This is a genomic window from Tunturiibacter psychrotolerans, assembly GCF_051013365.1.
Taxonomy (GTDB): Bacteria; Acidobacteriota; Terriglobia; order Terriglobales; family Acidobacteriaceae; genus Edaphobacter; species Edaphobacter psychrotolerans_A.
Window position 1 is genome coordinate 58305 of sequence record NZ_CP132941.1, and the last position, 21830, is coordinate 80134.

Annotated in this window: 19 protein-coding genes and 3 pseudogenes; 13 read left to right on the forward strand and 9 right to left on the reverse strand. The window is 54.6% G+C overall.

The window, feature by feature from the left end:
- Positions 1-27: 27 nt before the first annotated feature.
- Positions 28-1536, forward strand: coding sequence for a serine hydrolase domain-containing protein (locus RBB76_RS00265; RefSeq protein WP_429634802.1), 1509 nt, complete (start codon positions 28-30; stop codon positions 1534-1536).
- A gap of 85 nt (positions 1537-1621) precedes the next feature.
- On the opposite strand, the gene RBB76_RS00270 is transcribed toward RBB76_RS00265, so the two are convergent.
- A complete protein-coding gene (locus RBB76_RS00270; protein WP_429634803.1) occupies positions 1622-2407 on the reverse strand; it encodes a LytR/AlgR family response regulator transcription factor in 786 nt (261 codons plus the stop codon).
- Complete coding sequence (locus RBB76_RS00275) at positions 2388-3200, reverse strand: sensor histidine kinase (protein ID WP_429634804.1); 813 nt, start codon at positions 3198-3200, stop codon at positions 2388-2390. The genes RBB76_RS00270 and RBB76_RS00275 overlap by 20 nt, the downstream gene beginning before the upstream one ends.
- Before the next feature lie 621 nt (positions 3201-3821).
- Here RBB76_RS00275 and RBB76_RS00280 point away from each other — a divergent pair.
- The 6 genes and pseudogenes from RBB76_RS00280 (at position 3822) to RBB76_RS00305 (ending at position 8733) form a co-directional block, all read left to right on the forward strand.
- Positions 3822-4193, forward strand: coding sequence for a hypothetical protein (locus RBB76_RS00280; RefSeq protein WP_429634805.1), 372 nt, complete (start codon positions 3822-3824; stop codon positions 4191-4193).
- A 352-nt stretch (positions 4194-4545) separates the two neighbouring features.
- Positions 4546-4839 (forward strand): hypothetical protein, encoded by a 294-nt coding sequence (locus RBB76_RS00285; protein ID WP_429634806.1) that lies wholly within the window; start codon positions 4546-4548, stop codon positions 4837-4839.
- A 332-nt stretch (positions 4840-5171) separates the two neighbouring features.
- Positions 5172-5609 (forward strand): hypothetical protein, encoded by a 438-nt coding sequence (locus tag RBB76_RS00290; RefSeq protein WP_429634807.1) that lies wholly within the window; start codon positions 5172-5174, stop codon positions 5607-5609.
- Positions 5610-6239: 630 nt separating this feature from the next.
- The gene (locus RBB76_RS00295; RefSeq protein ID WP_429634808.1) at positions 6240-7340 is read left to right on the forward strand and encodes a lactonase family protein; all 1101 of its coding nucleotides are present in this window, start codon (positions 6240-6242) and stop codon (positions 7338-7340) included.
- A 146-nt stretch (positions 7341-7486) separates the two neighbouring features.
- Positions 7487-7792 (forward strand): putative quinol monooxygenase, encoded by a 306-nt coding sequence (locus RBB76_RS00300; protein WP_429634809.1) that lies wholly within the window; start codon positions 7487-7489, stop codon positions 7790-7792.
- A 245-nt stretch (positions 7793-8037) separates the two neighbouring features.
- A pseudogene (locus RBB76_RS00305) lies at positions 8038-8733 on the forward strand (IS6 family transposase).
- Positions 8734-9298: 565 nt separating this feature from the next.
- Here RBB76_RS00305 and RBB76_RS00310 read toward each other — a convergent pair.
- The 3 genes and pseudogenes from RBB76_RS00310 to RBB76_RS00320 form a co-directional block, all read right to left on the reverse strand.
- On the reverse strand, positions 9299-9667 hold the full coding sequence (locus tag RBB76_RS00310; RefSeq protein ID WP_429634810.1) for an NAD(P)-binding domain-containing protein: 369 nt from the start codon (positions 9665-9667) through the stop codon (positions 9299-9301).
- Positions 9624-10356: pseudogene (locus RBB76_RS00315) on the reverse strand (SDR family NAD(P)-dependent oxidoreductase). The gene RBB76_RS00310 and the pseudogene RBB76_RS00315 overlap by 44 nt, the downstream one beginning before the upstream one ends.
- 135 nt (positions 10357-10491) lie before the next feature.
- Positions 10492-11226: an SDR family NAD(P)-dependent oxidoreductase gene (locus tag RBB76_RS00320; RefSeq protein WP_429634811.1), complete on the reverse strand. Its 735-nt coding sequence runs from the start codon at positions 11224-11226 to the stop codon at positions 10492-10494.
- A gap of 298 nt (positions 11227-11524) precedes the next feature.
- On the opposite strand from RBB76_RS00320, the gene RBB76_RS00325 reads away from it, so the two are divergent.
- Positions 11525-12259, forward strand: coding sequence for an AraC family transcriptional regulator (locus RBB76_RS00325; RefSeq protein ID WP_429634813.1), 735 nt, complete (start codon positions 11525-11527; stop codon positions 12257-12259).
- Positions 12260-12662: 403 nt separating this feature from the next.
- Here RBB76_RS00325 and RBB76_RS00330 read toward each other — a convergent pair whose 3' ends face one another.
- Positions 12663-13790: an IS110 family transposase gene (locus RBB76_RS00330; protein ID WP_433963493.1), complete on the reverse strand. Its 1128-nt coding sequence runs from the start codon at positions 13788-13790 to the stop codon at positions 12663-12665.
- Positions 13791-14318: 528 nt separating this feature from the next.
- Between RBB76_RS00330 and RBB76_RS00335 the strand changes: the two genes are divergently transcribed.
- From RBB76_RS00335 to RBB76_RS00350, 4 genes are all read left to right on the forward strand, one after another.
- A complete protein-coding gene (locus RBB76_RS00335; protein WP_429633593.1) occupies positions 14319-14723 on the forward strand; it encodes a GlcG/HbpS family heme-binding protein in 405 nt (134 codons plus the stop codon).
- A gap of 23 nt (positions 14724-14746) precedes the next feature.
- Positions 14747-15547 (forward strand): SDR family oxidoreductase, encoded by an 801-nt coding sequence (locus RBB76_RS00340; protein WP_429633591.1) that lies wholly within the window; start codon positions 14747-14749, stop codon positions 15545-15547.
- A gap of 176 nt (positions 15548-15723) precedes the next feature.
- The gene (locus RBB76_RS00345; protein ID WP_429633589.1) at positions 15724-16209 is read left to right on the forward strand and encodes an MEDS domain-containing protein; all 486 of its coding nucleotides are present in this window, start codon (positions 15724-15726) and stop codon (positions 16207-16209) included.
- The gene (locus tag RBB76_RS00350; protein WP_429633588.1) at positions 16193-16396 is read left to right on the forward strand and encodes a hypothetical protein; all 204 of its coding nucleotides are present in this window, start codon (positions 16193-16195) and stop codon (positions 16394-16396) included. The genes RBB76_RS00345 and RBB76_RS00350 overlap by 17 nt, the downstream gene beginning before the upstream one ends.
- Before the next feature lie 502 nt (positions 16397-16898).
- On the opposite strand, the gene RBB76_RS00355 is transcribed toward RBB76_RS00350, so the two are convergent.
- Together RBB76_RS00355 and RBB76_RS00360 are read right to left on the reverse strand one after the other, a co-directional pair.
- Entirely contained in the window at positions 16899-17936 is a 1038-nt protein-coding gene (locus tag RBB76_RS00355) for a tyrosine-type recombinase/integrase (protein WP_429633587.1), read from the reverse strand.
- Positions 17937-18166: 230 nt separating this feature from the next.
- Complete coding sequence (locus RBB76_RS00360; RefSeq protein WP_433963583.1) at positions 18167-18472, reverse strand: helix-turn-helix domain-containing protein; 306 nt, start codon at positions 18470-18472, stop codon at positions 18167-18169.
- Between RBB76_RS00360 and RBB76_RS00365 the strand changes: the two are divergent.
- Positions 18361-18603, forward strand: a pseudogene (locus RBB76_RS00365) (TrbG/VirB9 family P-type conjugative transfer protein); the annotation flags it as partial. The gene RBB76_RS00360 and the pseudogene RBB76_RS00365 sit on opposite strands and share 112 nt — an antisense overlap.
- Positions 18604-19099: 496 nt before the next feature.
- Here RBB76_RS00365 and RBB76_RS00370 read toward each other — a convergent pair.
- Complete coding sequence (locus RBB76_RS00370; RefSeq protein ID WP_429633585.1) at positions 19100-21304, reverse strand: kelch repeat-containing protein; 2205 nt, start codon at positions 21302-21304, stop codon at positions 19100-19102.
- Positions 21305-21830: the final 526 nt, after the last annotated feature.

Genomic DNA, 21830 nt, shown 5'->3' on the forward strand with positions numbered 1-21830 from the left:
ATACCTCTTGCTACCCGCCGTGAAGTCTTGCGAACACTGCTATCCGTATCGGCCGGAAGTTTCCTACCTGCATTCGAGGGTGGCAGCAACGACCCAAATACTTCCGTCTCGGCTCATGAGCGACCCAACTTTGAGTCTGTGCGGAGCCTGATCTTTCAAGCGATCGCGCACGGAAAGGCCACGGGAGTAGCTGTTGCCGTGGCGCATGGCGGAAGCATCGTATGGGAAGAGGGTTTTGGATGGGCCAACCGTGAGGCTGGTCTGAAAGCAACGGCCCGTACGCCGTTCACCTTGGCGTCCATCACCAAGCCGTTCACTGCCACTACGCTCATGACCATGGCTGCTGAGGGCAAACTGTTATTGGACGACGCCGCAAACAAATATCTAATGAAGAGTGGGATCCAAGGTGCGAATGAAAATGCGGATGCGGCAACAGTCCGGCTCCTGGGCGCGCATGTCAGCGGGCTGCCTACGATGTTCGAGGGATACGATCGGGACGAAGCCAAGCTGGCCTTAGGCCCAGGCGAGCTCATCCGGAATTATGGCAGACTCGCGTATTCGCCCGGGTCCTGTTATGAATACAGCAACATAGGTTTTGCTGCGTTGGCGGTCATCGCGTCAAACCTGACGGGAATGGACTTTGGAACTCTCATGACACAGAGGGTTCTCAAACCACTTGGCCTGCGCGACAGCTTCTTCGATAGCAGTGTTGCACGGCTTTCGGCGGGTGCCGCGCGATACGATCCGTCGGACAATCCAATTCCCTACTACACAACATCCACTCCGGCGTCTGGAGAGCTTTACGCCAGCGCACATGACCTCGCGCACTTTGCGATGTTCAACATGAAAAACCATTTGCCGAGACGGGCCCCGATTCTGGACGACCGATGGATCGACGAACTCCACAAGCCGGTTTTTGTTGGCCCTTCGGGTGTCGCGACGACCTTCGGCTGGTTTACCGGGCACCTAGAATCCGGCGCTTCCGTGCTGTTCAAAAACGGCGGGCAACCGGGTGTCGCGACCAGCCTATATATGCTCCCGTCGGAAAACCTAGCGTGCATGGTCTTGACCAACCGATCCGACGGGAGAGAACTGTGCTCCGAGGTGTGCAATCAAGTACTCGCCAGCTACAGCCCTGAATGGCGCCAGCCCGAAGAGACAGCTGGACCTTCGAGCGCCGCATTCGTAGTCACACCCAGCTTCAGTGGTCGTTGGATGGGAACACTTGTAAATGATGACGCGAAGATGCCGGTCCGTCTGAATATAGAATCGAGCGACTCGGCCACGCTGGCACTCGGCGACAAACCTGCCGAAAGAATTACCGGGATGCAGTCAGAAGGAGTGGCCTTCACAGGAGTGTCAACAGGTGGTATCGACTCCGCGGACGCTCTGCGGACGGGAGCGAAGACTCTGAAGATCAAGCTTATTTCGCATGAAGGAAAGCTCGTTGGCAGGATTCTCGCGACAGCGGGTAATCCCGATGTGAAGAACGTCATGCTGCCGTATGTGATCACTTTGCAACGGCCATCGGAGTGAACTCCGCGCAGATGCGACTTGTAGCGGCGATGAAGGGCAATCTTGGTGAACCGGCTTCGTGAAGGCAGAATCGGCAAAGTCTGGTTTATAGCTTTTGCCCAAGTCGCTTCTCCATGGCGGTGCGATAGGTTCTGCTGGCGCGGGGATGGGAGCCGTCCTTTAGGAGAACCTCGAACTCTCCATGCGAAAGGGGTTCAAGCTGCACAATGCTTTCGATATTTACGATGGCGGAGCGATGGATGCGAAGAAAGCGGCTGGGGTCGAGACTCTGCGCGAGATCGGTTAAGGAAGTTCGGTAAAGAAATGCTTTCCCGGAGGAGTGGAGGGTGACATAGACGCCCGTCCCTTCGATCCATTCGATGTCTTTCACACGCACGAATCTTGTGATTCCACCTGTCTTAACGGCCAGCCGGTCAAGATAGCGGGTGTCCGCCGCTTGGGCCGCAATGACCCGCGCTACGTTTTGTCCGAACTCCTGAAGATGGAGATCATCCCTGCGCCTCTTCACGCGCGCCAGCATCGTCTCGAACCGCTCATCGCTGAAAGGCTTGAGGAGGTAGTCCAACGCATTTGCTTCGAAGGCTCGGATGGCGTGTTGGTCGTAGGCCGTGACGAAGACGGTGAGGGGCATATTTTCCGGCCCAACGGCTTCAATCACCTCCAGGCCGTTTAGCTCCGGCATCTGCACATCCAGGAGCACCAAGTTGGGCTTGTCGCTCAGGATCAAGCGCACGGCTGTCTCGCCATCGCCTGCTTCCTGCAGGGAACGTACTTCCTTGTCTTGATTGAGCAAGTCGGATATTCGCTGGCGCGCCGGTGCCTCGTCATCGACGATAAGTACCCGGATACCGTCAGGGTGTAAGGCGGTCATCTGTCTCCCTTCGTCTATGGAGCGGGAACGAGATGGACACTTCGGTTCCTCCCTCGGTTCTCCTGCGGACATTGAACTGGCTTGTATTGTCTGGGTACAGTCCCGCGAATCGCTCTCGTGTCACCGAGAGGCCCACTCCCTTATGAGCTTCGAACGACCAGCCGGGCGGTAAGCCTACGCCGTCGTCTAGTACTTGAATGAGGAGTCTCTCCTGAGAACGCTGTGCGCTCAGAATAATTGACCCTCCGCGAGCTCTCTTCGAAATGCCATGACGGATTGCGTTTTCTACCAGCGGCTGGATGAACAGACTGGGAACCAGAGCATCTTTCAGGTCTGGAGCTATTCTTATCTCGATCTTCAAGGAATCGCCAAAGCGAATCTTCTGTGTGGCCAGATAGTGGTCAAGGAAAGCTAATTCTTCGGCAAGCAGTATCTCATGAACTCCTCGTGAGTTCAGGGAAAGGCGTAGCAAATCGCCCAGGTGTTCGATCATTCTTCTCGCGAGTTTCGGTTCACGTTCAACCTGTGAGGATACGGTGTTGAGTGCATTGAAGAGGAAGTGTGGATCGAGTTGCATACGCAACGCGTTGAGGCGAGCTTCTGAGAAATTCCTTTGCAGTCGTTCCATCTGCAGTTCAGCGGAGACATAGCGCTGATGGTAGAGATAGGCTTCCCTCACGCCGACGATGAGGCAGTACACGAGCATGCTCCAGAAGATCTCTCGAAGAACTTCTGTGAGGATGATCGTTCCAGACAGCCGGGACCATGTAGCTGCTCCTAGCGCCGCCTTCAAAATCGCGTGAAGATAGCCATACAAGATGGACACGAAGGGGCCCAGAGCAAAAAGCGTGATGAGTCGGGGCAGGATTCGTTGTACAGCAAATGGGAGAGCACGATCCACGGCCAGGATGCCGGGGACCAGGATTCCCCAGGCCCACCATTGTGCCACCGCCGACATAAATACCTGGTCCATGTCAAGGTTCTGCCCTAGCTGAGGCAAAGCAAAGATCACGGCAATTGCCGTCCAAAAGACGATTGAAATGATCGACCACCTGAGAGTCCTTCTCATCATTGCTTCTAGTCATACCCTCGTCTGAATATCGCGATGCTCGACTTCCGATCGACCCGAATAGTGTGAAGCGCGAGCTCTACAAAACCTTTGGCTCGTGTAGCCATTCTGACAGATCAGGTTCTGCTGCGTGCCCGCTGCTGGCGGTGGACGGGCGATTGAGGGTGCGGAGCTTTGCTAAACGTCTGTTTCGTTCGATCTACAGACCGGTCTGCAACAGCCATGACCACTTCAGAACATATCGTCCAGCTGCGCTGTGAATGTGCGTAGATTCAGGTTAGTTAGACAGTCCTGCACTCACATCCAACTGTGACCTTGCGGCTTTTGTCTTCAAGGAGATCTCACATGAAGCGTTTCATCAGTAACCACCTCTTTACACTAACGATTCTGATTGGCACGGCGAGCTTCGCTCAAAGCCCAAACTCTCCGGAGGGCAACAAGACTGTCACGGCCAACACCACTTCGGATACGGTCGATGTTCAGCATGTGATCGACTCCTATCATGAGGCCGTTCTTACTCATGACGGAGACCGACTCGCGCATCTCTTCCTCCCTCAGGACAGTCTATGGCTGAACGTCCTCTCCGATGACGCGTATGCTCGTGCGAAAGCGAAATCGCCGGAAGCGGTGAAGATCCACGTAGGAAGCTACACAGATTTCGTGAAGCTGGTTTCCACCTCGAAGGCCAGCTTCAATCCAACGCATACGCATCTTTAACAGAACAGCGACGGGACGATTGCGTCGGTGTACTTTGACTTCGTCTTCCTGATAAACGGAAAGGAAGAAAATCGCGGAAGTGAGACGTGGATTCTCGTCAGAGGAAGCGATGGCTGGAGGATCGCGGCAATCACTTTCTCCTCAAATCCACACATGTCGTAAAGCATGTGTCGCATGTCTTTGAGCCAGAGCTTACCTGATTGAACCGTACGAACGGAGTACTCAACTGCTACGACCTCAAGTCTTCCCTTACCTCACCGTCCTTCGGTTCATTTCTTCGCGCCAATTCCTGCTCGTGCTTGCGCTCTTTACTTTACGCAGTTGCTTTGCTGAGACAACGATCCGGGTTCCCATGAAAACCGATCGTTGGATTTCCAACGACAATACCACGTTAACGGCTGACGATCACGTCCCCGATGGGGTGCTTGAGATCAGTAAGGGGTCAGTCGACGTGAAAGATTTGATCTTTGCTGACGGCACCATCGAATTCGATATGTACATGCCGGATCACGGGATACTCGGAATGAGGCTCCGTGCACAAAATCGAGAAAATGGCGAAGCTCTCTACTTCCGCCCTCAAAAGAATTACGACACTTCTTCGGATTGCTTACAGTACATGCCCCTTGAGCATGGCGCGTTCGAGTGAGACTTATTCCCGGAATATCAAAGTTCGGCGCCCATCCACACCCTAAGTTGGAACCACTTCCGAATCGTGGTCATTAGGAGAAGAATGCGGGTCTACGTGAACCGTTCCAGCCAGCCAACACTGAGCGTGGATCACATGAGGGCGGGGCGCTGTCTGGCGCACTCACCTTCGGGGGCCCGGCAAAATATAAAAATCTCTTGATCACGCCCGCGAAGCCATCCTTGGACGTGGCGCAAACTGCACCCGAACGGAGAGACAGATTTCTACGACATTGGCAGATCTCAACGGCGTCCGTACTCCCCTCAATTCACGACTCACAGCTGGATACTCCCATGGGAGTTCAGCCGCCTTACGCGTCAATGCCCACTGACGGTAAAGCATGGAGAACCATAACGGCTGAGACGAAAGGCCTAGTCAACTTCTCGCGAGAGGTCGGGTCTGCAAAGGAAGGAGCAGTAATCTCTCTGGCGTGGGCAAAGACCACGCTCGTCTCCGACAAGGCACAGTCGAAAGCGGCCCAGATCGGCTGGGTACGCGAAATCTGGGTCTACGTGAACGGCACACTTGTGTTCGCGGGCAGAAACATCGAGGGACTTCCGGCGGCGAAGGCTGCCGGCGAACGGATCTCCTTAGAGAACGGGACTTTCCGCTTACCGCTGAAGAGGGGTAAGAATGAAATCGCAATTGCGCTGGACGATAATCTGCCCGGCAACACGCAGCATTTCGGATGGGGGATGGAATTGAAGCTGCGAGGTTTGAGCGGCGAATGAACACAGCAAAACAGAGGGAAAACAATGCACAAGTTCCAACTGGCTTTACTACTTGGTTTGACATTTTGCCTCTCACAACCCAACTGCCTCCGCGCGCAAGCGCCTGGCACTAGAACTAGCCCAGTGATCTCGATGACCGCAAGTCATTGGCATCCTGTCAGCGATAAACCTGATGTGCAATATGTGATGAAGGAAGGATTTCCCGACGGGATCATCGTTCTAAAATCGGGGGACCTTGCACTCAACGGACTTTGCTGGCGAAATATCTTTGCAGAGCCTTTGGAGTATGGGTGAAGCAAAGAGGTCGGGCGGCCATCCGAGTGCTGTGACGGATTGCGTAGAAAGTATAGTCTCGCAAGAGATTACTTCACGTTGTGATGACGTGATCTCCAACTCGCGAAACATCAAAGAATGAATGGTGCGATGGATGCATCGCTTTCCTAAATAGAGCAAGGGTCACATGACATTCGGAATGTTGTAACCTTTTCAGACATTACCTCTCCAACAACTGCGCGCACAAATGAACTAAACGAAATTTTTCACTTGAAGCATTCGGTAGAGTTCATCGACTGCGCGCAATTCGGTCGGCACAAGGGGTAAGTGATGAGCAGAGTAACTAGAAGCCTATTAATGATCATGGTTGGAATTGGAGCTGCGTCTCCAGTTCTTTGCGCTGCGCAGGGCAACAACACTGGCGCGGTCTTCATCATGACGAACGATGCCAAGAAGAATCAGGTCATTGCGTATGAGCGTGCTGCCGATGGCACGCTCTCAGAACCTGTCTACTACGACACCAACGGCCGCGGCAGTGGCGGCACTACCGACCCACTCGAATCACAAGGTTCTCTCACCCTTAGCCAGGATCACTCCTTACTCTTCGCGGTCAACGCGGGAAGCGGTACGGTCTCTGTCTTCAGCGTTCACAAAGCTAACCTTACCTTCCTCAATAAGACAGCCTCTGAAGGAGTACAGCCTTCCGCGGTCGCGGAGAGCGGTGGTCTGATCTATGTCCTCAATAGCGGCGGACCAGGCAGCGTAGTAGGATTTCACCTTGACTTCGGCGGACAGCTCACGGAGATCCAGAACTCAACGCAATTTCTCACCGGCACCACCAGCGGCGGAGCATCGCTGTCCTTTAGCCCCGATGGACAGTTCCTTCTCGTTACAGAGCGCGTCACCAACAATCTCGATGCCTTCCACGTCGAGGCCGACGGCAGGCTCTCGCCAATCATCGTGAACGCAAACCCAGCTCCCGGTACCTTCACCGTCAACTACGCTCCGAATAACTTCGCTATCGTCTCCGAGACCGGACCCGCAGACGGCAACAACGCATCCGGGATCTCCTCCTACAAGGTCAATGCGAACGGCACCCTGACCGCTGTCACCCAAAGCCTCCCCACCTTCGCCTCTGGCAACTGCTGGAATGCGATCACGCCTGATGGATCCAAGGTCTATGTCTCCAATTCCGGGAGCAACGACATCTCAGGCTTCAACATTGGCAAAGATGGAAAGCTAACTCCTATCGGCAGCACAGTCGTAGGCAGCATCCCGTCCGGCAGCCACAACGTGGACATCGCGGTCTCCGCCAACGGCAAGTACCTCTACACCATCAACTCGCAATCTGGGAAAATCTCCACTTTTGCGATTAACGAAGATGGATCTCTCACCAACCTCGGTCAGGCGGGCAATTTGCCCAATAGCGTCGGCTTCAACGGTATCGCCGCCCTCTAAGCAGTTACCAGCGGGCTACGGGCCTATCTGTAGCCCGCAATTTATTGACTTGTATTTCTTGCCGTGTAACGGAATATTCATGTAACCCGAAGAAGCTGTCCGTGTCATACCACGCAGCACGAATACGACATTACTTGGAGTGATACATGGATCGGTTTGCGATATTGGCGTTGTTGAATGCCCGGCCCGGTAAAGAAGACGAAGTGGAAGAGTTTTTGAAGTCAGCTCAACCCCTGGTTGCAGAAGAGACAGGAACGAGGTCCTGGTACGCGATCAAGATCGGTCCCGCATCCTTCGGCATCTTCGATACCTTTGTCGACGAAGAGGGAAGAACTGCGCACGCCAGTGGTGCTGTGGCCAAAGCACTCTTTGCCAGGGCTGAAGAGCTCTTCGCAACGGCTCCTCAAATCGAGATGGCTTCGATTCTTGCGTCCAAGACACCTAACGACTAGTCGAGAGCTTCAAATCACTGAGGAGAGTCGCACGAATGGATCTGCAAAGCGAGTTAAATGCTACTTCTCGAATGGTGCGCGAGAAGACTCCACCCCACGTCATGCCTGCGATCGAAGCCGTGACCGAAGCTCAAGGTTGCGGGATTAGCAGTTGCTGCACTTCAGCCCGGTCGGTCGATGCCTGACTTTGAGTTGCCGGACGCCGGCATTGTCAACCTGCGCACGAAACCTGAAACACTGTTGCCATGAAGAGTGATCGCACTCGTTACTCCGGCTATCGGTTCCTTCCCAGATCATCAGCTATGCGGTATGGGCTTATCATCGCTTCTGCCTGAGTTTCCGGGATGTCGAAGAGCTTCTCGCTGAGCGCGGCATCATGGTATCCTATGAAACGATCCGTCAGTGGTGTGAGAAGTTCGGTCTCGACTATGCTCGGCGATTGAAGCGACGAGAGGGACGGCTGGGCGACCACTGGCATTTGGATGAAGTCTTCATTCGAATCAACGGCCAACAGCGGTATTTGTGGCGCGCCGTGGATCAGGACGGCGACGTGATCGACATTCTGGTCCAGCCGCAACGTGATCAGCGCGCCGCAGAGCGATTCTTTCGAAAACTCTTGCGTGGCCAGGGTTCCGAACCACTGCAGATCACTACCGACAAATTGAGAAGCTACTCCGCTGCCATGCGAAGCATCTTCAGCAACGTGATTCACAGGGCGGAGCGGTACGCGAACAATCGCGTCGAAGCCTCGCATCAGCCGACGCGCCAACGGGAACGGCAAATGCGCCGATTCAAATCTGCCAGGCACGCACAACGTTTTCTCCCTCCCTGATGCCGTCTGAAATCCGTTCCGTGTAGACCGACACTTATTGAGGTCTAGCCATCACCGGCTCCTGCGATCGCGGTCATTCGCGGTCTGGCGGGAAGTGACCACGGCCTGAGCGAGCTCAAGACCCGCAGCGTGCCCAGCTCAGAACGTCCCTCGACGTCTTAAGTTGACAATGCCATTTGGAGCTGACGTGTTCGCTTTTTTGAAATGAGCACATGCACAGGTGATCCCGGTGTGAGTCTTTGTTTTGATCGAGAATGCCTTGATGTTTAATGAAGACTTAACTCCCGGGTGGCAAACCGCACCTTACTCCCCTGAGCTCGACCCGGACATCGTCCTAATCCAACCGCAGGCCTCCGGCGGGGATGAGATTTTGCACATCCTTTGGTGATAGCCGAAGATGGCAGCATTCCGTTGTACTGGATGGCAGCATAACTTTGCACTTGGAGGCCGTGCCGTATAACGCTGCACTGGGATTCTGAAGTTATGAAGTGCCTGAAATGTCAGTTTACTAAGATGTCCGCCGCTTGAACAAGGGCTTTACGCTAGCGTGCTCCCTATCCGGTATCTGTGATTTGATTCCTTCGCTATGTCAATTGACGACATTTTGGAACAAATCACTGGCGAGCAACTCCATGCTCTTTAGGTAGATGCAGAGATTTCAAGACCGATTGTTGTCAACATGCAATTAAAGTGAGCACAAGGCGACGAACCTTGCGTTTGAACGCGAAGATGAATTGCAAAAATCCGACCACGTTTCGACGCAAATCGTTGAATTCGTTACGGCGGAACTTGCAGCCTAACTGCGTGCGCACAGTGGGTCCAATCGCCCGAGCCAGCGGAGCTAACTCTTCGGGCTGTCGGCGACTCGCGACGGTGACTTCGATGTTCTTACGGGCGAAAGCGTGGGCGAGGGCCTGCCCTATCTTGCCGAATCCTACGATGGCATAGCTCATGGTGTATCCCCAATACATGTCAATGTTGCTCTTGATTTCCCGGCTTTTAGATTGCGGAAAAGCCGCCGTCGACAGCCAACTCCACGCCATTCACGTAGCTCGATTCGTCTGAAGCAAGAAAGAGCGCGACCGCCGCAATTTCCTCAGGATGACCCATCTTGCCGCGCGGGATCAGGGACTCAAACATCTGCCTCGTCTCCTGGTCGAGGCGCTGGGAATCCGGCGTGTCGACCTGCCCGGGGCTCAGCACGTTCACGCGAATATTCCTGCTCTTCAGTTCGTTGAGCCAGGTACGTGCGAAGGAGCGCAAGGCCGCCTTGCTCGCCGCATACACGCCGAAACCAGGAAACCCTTTCACGGAAGCAACGGAGCCGGTCATGATGATCGATCCGCCATCGTTGATCAGCGGCAACGCCTTCTGAACCGTAAACAAGGTGCCGCGCACAATCAGGCCGAAGCCCGCATCGAAGTGCTCCTCCGTGATCTCGCCCAGCTTGGCGGCCTCGCCCTTGCCGGCGCTCGCGAACAGGATGTCGATCTTGCCCTTTTCCCGCTTGACTGTGTCGAACAGGCGGTCGAGGTCGTCGAGATTGGACACGTCGCCGCACACGCCCGTCACGTTGCGGCCCGATCAGCTTGACGGCCTCGTCGAGCTGCTCCTGCCTTCGGCCCACGATGAAAACGTAGGCGCCTTCTTCCACGAACCGCTTGGCGCTCTCAAGCGCCAAGCCGCTCGATCCACCCGTGATGACTGCAACCTTACCTTCAAGCTTCCCCATGATGACTCCCTTTGGTAGATCTGGAACATTCAGTACCGAAGATCCCTTTGATTGCCTTTTGTTGGCCCGGGGGGCTTCGATTGTTTGCGCGTGGCGCGGCGATGAGTGACTCGCCTCGAAGTAACGATTGAGATTTCAGATCGCCGTCATGCCGCCGTCGACGAACAACTCCACCCCATTCACGAAGCTTGAATCGTCTGAAGCAAGAAACAGCGCGACCGTCGCGACTTCCTCAGATTGCCCCATCGTTCCCCGCGGGATGAGGGATTCGAAATACTGCTTCGCTTCCTTGGTGAGAACTGCTTCCTGCATCGGTGTGGCAATAGCACCGGGAACCAGCAGGTTCACGCGGATCTTTCTGTCCTTCAGCTCATTGAGCCAAGTACGGGCGAAGGAGCGCAGCGCCAACTTGCTCGCCGCATACACGCCGAAACCAGGGAAACCTTTCGCCGCAGCGTTGGACCCGGTCATGAAAATTGATCCACCATCGTTGAACAGTGGCAACGCTTTCTGCACCGTGAAGAGTGTGCCGCGCACGTTGAGATCGAAGGTCTTATCGAAGTGCTGCTCGGTAATCTCCCCCAGCGGGACGGGCTCGCCTATACCGGCACTCGCGAACAGGACATCGATCTTGCCCTTTTCCCGCTTCACGACATCGAACAACCGGTCGAGGTCTTCGAGATTGGCCGCATCACCCTGAACGCCAGTTACATTCCGGCCGATGACCTTGATTGCCTCGTCGATCTGTTCCTGCTTCCGTCCCGTGATGAATACGTAAGCACCCTCTTCCACAAAGAGCTTGGCGCTTGCCAGCGCCATACCGCTCGTTCCACCCGTGATGACTGCAACTTTTCCTTCAAGCTTTCCCATGATTGCTCCCTTTGGTGGATGTCCAGCATCCCCTACTGAGGAGTAGAGTTCTTTGTTAGTGGACGCGAACTCCAAACATTTTGTCTATTCGTCCAAGAGGAGTGGCCCAGCGTGGACCCGATAAGCGACATCTTCCGAACAGTCCCGCCTGTCGGCAAAAGGCTGCCACCCGCAGACTTGGCGCACTTCGCCATGCTTTCGCGCGGCAACTGCTGGCTAAGTGTGGAAAGAATTCCGGAGCCGATTCCGCTCACAGGTGGTGATTGCTTTCTGGTAGCTAAGGGGACCTTCGATTGTTCTGTGCGACAGCCCGCGAACACGTCCTAGATGGAGTTTCCGCGAGATTGGGGCCAGGGCCAACGGCAATGTCGCTCTTTGTGGAGGCGGTGGCGCACCGACAACAATCGTCTGTGGGTCCTTGAGTTTCGATCACGCCAGTTTGAAGCCGATCACCCAGTTGTTGCCGAGCTTCATTCTGATGAAGGCCGATCAGGCACGCACACTTGCTCTTCACACCACAGTGCAGGCGCTGGCGTCAGAAATGGCAGAACAGGCGCCGGGATCTGGAGTCGTCGCGACTCGGTTGGCTGAGGTTCTGTTTATCCAGATACTCCGGGCGCATATCGCGTCGGAACCGGAACACAACAAAGGATGGCTTCGTGCCGTTTTCGATCCTCAAATTGGCACTGCCCTGAGTGCCATTCACGACAGAGTAGATACACCTTGGACGGTCGAATCCTTGGCCGAGGCGGCGGGCATGTCTCGTTCCGGATTCGCAGCCCGTTTCAAAGAGCTGCTCGGACAGACGCCGCTGGAGTATGTGACTGGATGGCGGATGCAGAAGGCGATGCAGTTACTCGAACAGCGCGACAAAAAGCTCATAGATGTAGCGCGGTTGGTCGGTTACGAGTCCGACGCTGCGTTCAGTAAAGCGTTCAAGCGAGTTGTCGGGGCCAATACCGGTGAATACATAAAACGCGGTTTTGAAGGCCACGGTAAAGCAGGAATCGCAGACCACGATCAGTCCCGGTAAACGCGTTTCTCGGAAGTAATCTAACAGCTGACCGATACAGGCTCGATGAGTGCATTGGCCTGATATGGAGTGACCCTGTCAACTCTGCGCAACAGTGGGGTTGTTTTTGTCGTTGCTTTTGTTGTTTCCCGAAGACAGAGCGAGCAGCAGCCTGGGCAGATTTGAGCGACGATTGATCAGTCTGATATTCGCGGGTCGGGACCGCATAATCATGATCCGTCGGGAGCTGCCTCTGACTGTTATCGCGAGTCCGGTCGAGCCTGTCGCATAGGCCAAGCGAGGATTCTCCTTCGTGCTTGCTCCGGCTGCTGCTGGCTCTGTGCTCGAGATTGGTGGCGTATTTCATCCGTGAGTTTCTTGCTTTTTCCTTATTGGGGAAGTTGTTGCTTTTGCTTTGTTCTTTCTAGGCTGCGGCTTGCTGATTGGCGAGCGTTTCTGCCCTAGTGCCGATGGCCCAGATGAAGCCCAGCAGCTCACGAGCGACTGCTGTAACGATCTTTCTCTGGTCCTTGCCGGCTGCACCCAGTTTCATATAGCGCTTGTGCAGGCGGTGTTGCGCTTTCCACGCAATCTCTTTGACCTCTTCCGAAATGCTCTCCTGTCTTCTGCGTAATCCATACCAGACTCCTGGTGGACGACGATAGCTCCAGGCCGCCTCGACAACGATTCGCCGCAAGTGCGCGTTGCCGGTTTTCGTGATGCCTCCCCGCCTGATCCGCTTGCCACTGGAGTCCTCGCTGGGCACAGCACCGCAATAACCCATCAGTTGCCGGGCGCTTTCGAAGCGAGATAGCTGGCCCAGCTCGGCCGCGATGGTCACCGCCGAAATATCTGCGATGCCGCGCAGTGCCTGCAGATCGTTGATGACTTGTTGTAACGCGGGGGAAGCCAGCTTGACCGCTTCTGTGATGGCTTGCTCCAGACGCGCCACCCGTTCGCGCATGTGTTCGACCTCGTGCAGATAATCCTGCCGTGTAGCCTCCTGGGCGATCTGTGGGAAGCGTACCTGCGCGACCCAGATGAGATAGGGGCGTGTCCAGGGTCTCACCCCGGATGGTGGACGCTGACCGGAGCGCAGAAGGAACTTGCTCAAGCGATGACGCGCCCGCGTCTGATCCTGCTTGGCTGCTTCGCGGGCACGCACCAGATCGCGCAAGGCCTCGGAACCCTCATCGGGAACCCATACCGCCGTAAGATCCCCGGATCGATAGCAGCGCGCCAGCTTCTCTGCATCCCGCCGATCCGTCTTGACTCGGTCGCCAGCCTTGACCGGCACCAGCGTGGGTGCCACAACTTCGCACTCGACGCCCAGCTCCGCCAGTTGCCAGTACACGACGTAGCCCGTCGGTCCGGCTTCGTAACATGCTCTCAGCTTGGCTGCTGGATCAAGCTTCTTGATCAACTTACGGATAGACTCAGCGCGGTTCGGAATGGTTCCCAGGCTCCGCACTTCACCTTCCGGTTCCGCGCCCGCCACGGCGATCGTCTCAGCATGGACATCCAAACCTAGAAATCGTACCTTCTCCTTCATGACCGGCTCCCTTCCGCTTGTGGCTCTGAACTGTGCGTCCGTAAGGACGCTCACAGCCTAACCCACGGTCGGCGCATCGGCGCCGGTCACTCCATACTGACTGTTAGCAATAGTTGAGCCGAGGGCACCTGTCCGGAAAGCGACTATTCGGCTCAGCGCTTGCGTTCCATCTCGGTGAGCACATTTGCGATTTGAAAACAAGTGAGATTGTGAGAAGGCATTCGATCGCCAAAAAGGCTTCCGGTATCGATGCTTTTCGAAGAAGACGTGCCGTGTCCGTCTCAAGTCTTTACTCTTGAGTCACTTCCTAGGTGCGATAACCTAGAGGGATCCTACAGAAACTGAGGTTTAAGGACGGAGAGGTGTCGGCACAGAGTTGTGCTAAATATTCGCCTTTTCGGCTAATCTCAGTCAGATATCCGTGAAGTGCCGTAGGACCACCGCCGCATTCTGTTTCACGGACATTAGAAGGTCCCTTGATACTATGAATCGCCGAGTCATCGAGTTGACTCAAAGGAGCAAGGAGCAATGCAAATTACAACCGAGCAAGCGGATCGAGTCATGAAGGCTTCCATCCTGAAAGCACGAGAACTTGGAATTTCAGTTTGCATTGCAATCCTTGATTCGGGAGGCCACCTGAAAGCCTTTCATCGTATGGATGGAGCATGGCTTGGAGTGATCGATGTTTCTATTAAGAAAGCGAAGACATCGGCCTTGTTCGAAATGGAAACACAGATCATGGATAACTTCAGCAAAGCAGGGGCAGATGCGCACGGAATTGAGCTCTCCAATGAAAACCTCATAACGTTTGCGGGTGGAATTCCCCTTAGGTCAGTTGATAGTCAAGTTATCGGGAGCATCGGCGTCTCCGGGGGAAAGGTGGCTCAAGATTATGCGGTCGCTCAAAGCGGTGAATCGGCATTGAATGCCTAACCAGAAGAAAGGAGATCACTCAAATGTCGGAGATATTGATCACGGGGGCAGGCTCAGGATTTGGTGAAGGAACCGCTCTGGGATTGGCGCAAAAAGGACACAACGTAATAGCAGCTGTTCAGACCTGGCCACAAGTGACAGCTATGCGGGAAAAAGCCAGCTCGCTCGGCCTCAAAACCCTGAGCGTCGAGAAGTTGGACCTGCGCGACAAGTACGATGTGGCACATGCACTCAAATTGAAGTTCGACATTTTGGTAAACAACGCAGGCATCGGCGAGGGAGGACCCATGTCCGAGATTCCCGTTGATCTGGTGAGGGAGAATTTCGAAACGAATGTCTTCTCGGCTTTGGATTTTACCCAGCGCGTAGTGAGGAACTGGGTGGCAACGGGCATTAGGGGAAAGATAGTATTCACGTCCTCAGTTGTTGGACTTCTCACGGTGCCGCCGATTCCCGCATATGCCGCGAGCAAGCATGCCGTGCAATCGATCGCTGAAGCGATGTACGAGGAGTTGAAACCCTTCGGGATTCAGGTCCAAACAATCAATCCCGGACCCTACCTTACAGGTTTCAACGAGACTGTGGTTGAAGCCGGGCTACGCTGGCTCAGCGATGACGTGAACTTTATCAAGCGCGATGCCTTCAAGAAAGTGGTCGACGGGCTGCTCGGTAAACCAGAGGGCAGACTCGATCCAAAGGACATGATCGCAAAGATGATTGAAGTAATCCCTTCTCGCGAGGGAAAGTTTCTCAACATTTTTCCTCCTTCGTCAGAAGAATGGGTCAAGAGTTACCAGCAGCAACTCTACGAACGCACTATCTAGCCAGGCAATTATCGGTGAACGATAACGATCGAGCTTTCATTATCGAAGGGCCCCGCACCTCAATCTGGTTAATGCGGCCAAGTTGGGCCTACCATTGGGCACATTGATCAATCAGAGCAGCCTCGAATACTTCTCGCAGTTCGAGGCATTGCCGCCTTGCTGTCAAGGGAGATGATATGAAGAAAATCGCGAGGCCCATTCCTTTTGCTGGTTCCCAGATCGATCAAACGCGTCATATCTGCGCTTTCTTCAACAGCCCTGACGAAGAGTATCGGGTCTTGCTCCCATTCATAAAGGACGGATTCCAGTGTGGCCATAAGGCAATTCACATTGTTAATCGGGATCAGCGTCAGGACCACCTGCAACGCCTGACGGCTGCGGGTATTGATACAGCGGTTGCGGAGCAAAGCGGACAGCTGGAGATTCGGACGGATGCCGAAGTCTACCTTCCGGAAGGCCGTTTCGATGCAGATCGCATGATTTCGGCGTTCGAGCAATTGGCCAGCGGCAATGGCACCGGCAGCTTCCCTCTAAGTCGCATTTGCTGTCGTATGGATTGGGTGGTTGAAAGCGGATCGCATCTGGATGATGTGATTGAGTTCGAGTCGCGGGTACCTGAGAACGCTTTGGAAGGGTCTCTACGTTGTGAATGGTGGATATGACGGGCCCAAGGGCGAGGAAGCGATACGGAGTGGGCATGCGGACGCAGTCGCATACGGCCGTGCGTTTCTAGCCAACCCGGATCTGCCAAGGCGGCTGCAACTCGGCGCCGCTCTGAATGAACCAGACCCAACGACTTTCTACGGAGGAGACGCTGCCGGCTACACGAGCTATCCCGCGCTCTCCTGAACCGTGCAGCATCACGATATGCGGATTCGATTGTTTGAATCTGCGCGTGAGATGCGTCTGGTCTAAGACGCCCGCAAATTGTCTCGGCAACGCTGAGACAATTTGCCAGCGATCTATCTGGCTTTGGGTTTCGGATAGGACCGATAGGCAAGGATAAGCGTCGTAGGCATCAAATTCAGCGGAACTTAGAGTGTTGCGAGGGTGCTGGAGCACCCTTCCGCACCCTTAAGATCGGAAGAGGATTTGATTTGAACTGGACCTCTGCCTCGATCCAGACCGCTGCCGAAGCGCGGCAGAGGTCGAGGTATTTTCGACTCAGATAGTCGAGGGTGCTGGCGAGGGTGCTGAAAATCGAAATTCGCGTTTCCCCCAGTGTTTTTGAATGCTTAAGGGTGCTGTAGTTAGCCATCAACGCCCATGAAATCATTTAGTTACAATCACTTAGCATAACTGTCACGGCAGAGGTCGCGGGTTCGAGCCCCGTCGTCCCCGCCATAAACCACTAAGAATCAATGGTTTGTGGCTCAGTGGCAAGACTAGGAATCGGACGAGGGGTGAGAAGGGATGATTGCCTGCCCCAGTCCCCAGTTTTCCCCAACAACATTTCCACATGCCTCCCACTCGCGCTTCGCTGTCGGCGGATACAGCGCGTGTGTAAAGGTCCATAGTGATGCGTGAATTTGCGTGCCTCAAAAGCTCCTGAGCTAACTTTTACATCAGCTCCCATACTGCGGAGGTTGGTTGCGAGACTGTGTCTAAATGTATGCCAACCGATCACTTTTCCAGACACCTCAGCTTTCAGGAGCGCGGGCCGGATGATCTTCTTTAGCACCATGTCAGGGGTTACTGGCTTGGTTCCATTCAAGCGTACAGAGGGAAAGAGAAAGTCCTGATCCTTTCGGTAAAGCGACTCCTTTCTCCACTCCATCAGCAAAGAGTAAACAGAAAAGTGAAGAGGGACAGGCCTCTCACTCGCATCTGTCTTCACCTTGCCGAACCTATTACGCACACATGAACGGTTGACGGCAACCTCCATATTCCGGAAATCGACATCGCTCCATCTGAGCGCGAACATTTCAGAACGCCGAAGCCCAGTTGAACCGGCAAGCATCACCATCACACGCTCACGCAATCCGAGTTCCTTGAGAAGAGCTTGGAATTCATCCGGCGTGAGCACATCTGGTTCCCTCAATCGTTTGGCCGAACATCTGACTTTTGAGATTGGATTGAAGGTGATCCACTCGTGCCTGATTCCATGACTAAAGATCGCAGACATGATGTTGCGAATTTTCGTCTTGGTACCTGGAGCGAATGACATTGAATCAAGCCACAACTCGACCGCGACGGTCTTCACCTCAGTCAGTTTGAGCGGTCCCCACTTTGGAAGGATGTGCAGCCTTATATAAGAACCGTGAGCATCCACTGTGGCAAACGACTTTCTGTCTTCAGTGAGTTCGTGTTTTGAGTAGTGGGCTATGAGGGCGTTGACCGTTTCCGGAGAACGCACCTCGCTGTTAATTTTGGCGCGTAAAAAGTGCACGGCCTTCTCAGCATCGCTTCGGTGTGGAACTCCCTGATGGTGCCGATTCGTTGCTTTCGATAGACACGCTTCCCACCCTTGTCCTCATAAAATCTAAGGAACCAAGTATTGTCCGTGGTTTTGTTCTTTACGAGCATTAAACAACCCTGCTGAAATCGAGTTCCAATCATGTTGTTCTCCTGATTGGAGCACCGGTGGCTGGGACAAGTTTAACCCCGATCCTCAGAAACTCAACCGGCATTGTGACCGCCCTGCCGGCGGTTGATCATCCACTCTTCAAGGTCTGATTCCAAGAACCGCCACAACCGCCTCTTCCCTTCCCCAATCGGTATCGCAGGGATGTAGTTCTCCCTCGCCCAACGGGTCAAAGTGCGACTGTTGATACCACCGAGGTAGTTTGCGGCCTCTTCAGGAGTAAAGAAGCGTCGCGAATAGCTCGACGGACGTCCACATCGTCTCGGACCACGGGAATGAATACACGCTTCAGTTGCGGGAGATTTCGAGCGAGGGAGATCCCCACTTCGATTCCAAAGTATTCATTGTCCCTGGGGACAAAGCGGCGAGGGACAAGCTCGTGGAACTGCCCGTCTTCGTTCCCGCTGCCGAACTGGACAAAGTCAAGCAGGAGGCGGCAACCGCGAAGGCCATCGAGGCCGCCGAGCGAAAAGGATATCGAGTTACGTCCTCCGGACGGGCCGTCGGTGTATGGCCGCGATGCGGTTCTCGCGTACTTAGAGGAGGGAACTGCTCAGATTCACTCGATCGAGATATCTGACCGCCGCCTTTGCGGATCAAACGAAAGTGTGTCCCTGACTGCGAACTATAGAACCACGTTTTCTCTGGCGGGAGACCCCGCCCCCAGGCAGGCAGCGGGAAGCCACAGATGGGAACTGCGGAAACAAGCGGGGCTATGGCTAGTCTTTTTGTGAGCTGGTCATCGTCGGCCGCCACTGATCAACCTGAGCGACAGACACCCTCTCCACTTGATCCAGCCTCAGCCGACTGAATAGTCACATTGCCGATAACCCGACTTTGCGGGAACTACGGGATCACTTCCGATTTGCCGGTCATCCGCCCGGAACTTTGAATCTGACACCACCAGCGCACTCGGAACGATCGAGCGATGTGCCAGACGCCGTTACTCTGCCACATGAGTGAACCGGTTATTTTACCGTCAAACTCACTGAAGATGAATGAGACAGCGAACCCGAGGTTGCCGTTACTAAGATTTCATAGGAAGTGGGTGACCCCGAAGATGCCGACGACGATCCGCCGCAGCCATCCAAGCTAAGCAGCGCTGCACCGCTAAGTAGAAAAATCAGCACGGTCAAAACACTGAACTGCTTCGCCCTCTGGCGCAGGTATCCCATGATTGGCAACAGAAGACAAATTGCAAGAGGAGCCGTTGTCCCGAAAGTTGGATGGTAGGGTGCTTGTTCTTGCACCGCTATTGCTGGAGTCGAAAGCACGAGCCTGACATTTGTTGGTGGAGAGCCAGATGCGATACTCGTCGGTGTCATTGTCATCCGATACCCGCTCGGCAGAGCGGGGCTGGACGAGTACGAGAGCGTTACGGTGTTTTGGAAATTTGTCACCGCCTCAGGTGCGACGGCGAAGTTAAAGGTCGCGGGGCCACCCTGATTTACGATCATTGAGTTCGCGCCAGAGACGCTCACCGTGAAGTCCGTGACTACCTGAAATGTCTCCGTCACCGGAGTTGCGGCTGCGTAAGTCGAGTTTCCCGCTTGGATGGCGGTGATCGAGCAGGTTCCCGATGTTGCTATCTCCGCGGTGCTGCCGCTCAGACTACAAACGGACGGCGTATTAGACACGAAGCTTAGCGGTAATCCCGAGCTGGCGCTGGCCGAGAGCGGGACGGACGTCGTCGTATTGAGGACATCACTGAGAGTACTGAAGGTGATTGTTTGCAATTGCAGAGTCAGAGCCAGCGGCTGGTAGATCCACAGATCGTCGATAATGACTCCGTTTGTGCCATTCGTCGTCGCCCCTCCGCTGTACAACCAGAAGTTGCCCTGGGGGTCGACCCAATTCATGGAAAGCCATAGACCGCCTGGTTCGCTCGTGATTGCCGGAGTGCCTCTTGTTCCATAGTTTGCCAACATTCCAGATAAGTCTGCTGAGTTTGAACCATTCTCCCAAGTCCACACTCCGGACTGGGGATTGAACATCCACAAGTCGTTCAGAAATCCAAAGTTGTCCGACGAATCATAACCGGTCCCGCCAAACACCCAGAAGTTGCCTTTGCTATCCGCCCAATGGGCAAAACTCTCTCGCGCCCCGGGCATATTGGTCGCTGCCGGTACCGAGATGGTCCCATACGAGCCAGGGGCGTTACCCGCGGGGCTGCCGCCCACCCAGGTAACTTGCCTGGACGCGGTGTCGATCTTCCACAGATCGCCGATGATTCCACCGAACAGCCAGAGAAATCCGTTATTGTCTGCCCAAAGAGCACCGCCCCAGCGGGAGCCCGGAAAGTGAACGGAGGGGTCATATGGAACGCCTTGCGTACCATACGAAGCTGGTTGGCCGAGCGCTTGAGAACCAGAGACCCAGGTCCATATTTTCGAGGAGGTGTTATAGATCCATAGATCGTCAAAGCTTCCCAGGGAAGAGCTTGCCGCGTATCCAGTTCCGCCAAACAGCCATAGATTGCCCGCCACGTCCACGGCGTACATGGCATCCGATCGTCCCGGAGGCAGATTGGTGCTTGCAGAGACGTTCTGCGTTCCATAACTTCCGGTTGAACCGTAGTCGAGGTAGGAGTTGCCGAATTGAGTCAATAGGCTTGAGCCACCCTGCCAAGTCCATCGCGACGCCGTGACGTTGTACTCCCAGAGGTCATTGAGATAGCCAGCGTTTCCCGCTGCATCGTAACCCAAACCGCCGAAGAGCCAGAAGTTGCCATTAGCATCTGTCCAATGCGCTGCACCTGATCTGCCGCCCGGGATGCTGCTCGCCGAGGGTACTCCCTGCGTTCCATAAGCCCCACTTTGATTACCAAATAGTGGCCCACCCTGCCAGGTCCAAAAACCCGTCGAAGGTGTGTACTCCCAAAGATCGTTCAGAAACTGAGGCCCCGCAATGGAGTAGTAGCCCAATCCACCGAACAACCAGAGATTTCCATTCGTATCGACCCATGTGGACGAGGACTCTCTACTACCGGGCAGGTTCCCCGCGGCTGCGACACCGAGGGTTCCGTAGTTGCCCAACTGTGGAATTGAGTGGCTCCCACCTACCCAAGTCCATTCGTTCAAGGCAGTAGTTTGCGCGTAGGCAAATACGGCAAGCCCGGGGAACATAAGCAAAAACCAGATGATGGAACCCAAGAGCAAAAGGCCTTTTCTCATTCGAACTTGCAATCCTCTGAGTCGTGATTTCCCCGATTGTATCGTCACCTTAACCACAGGAGCCGAAGCTGGCCAACTCCTGTTCGTCAGGCGCACCTGAAGTCGTCGACGAGTGATTGCTAAACAACTTGTTCCCTAGCGAGACTGTTGCGCTCGACTGCCCGGCGAAACTTGCCAACACATTCCATGACGGCATTCTGGACGTGTAGTCGGCAAACCGAAAACAATCGTAACGCTGACGGCTTGTCATTTATAGTGCACGAAAAACGGGGTTATGAGAAACTTCGACCTTGAACTTGCCGCAAACCTGACTTTCGGGGAAGTCAGTCTGATTGCGTCTTCCAAGCGAATGGCACATCGGCGAGGATGGTGGGTATGAGTTTCTTACCTCATGGTTGGGTTTTCGGAATGATCGCGGCTATTCTTCTCGCCGCATCGCTAGAGAAGCGTCATAGGTTTACGGCTTGGCTATTCGAGTGCTTCGCCATATTGCTACTCGATCTCTGGTGAACCGACCGGTTCGCTC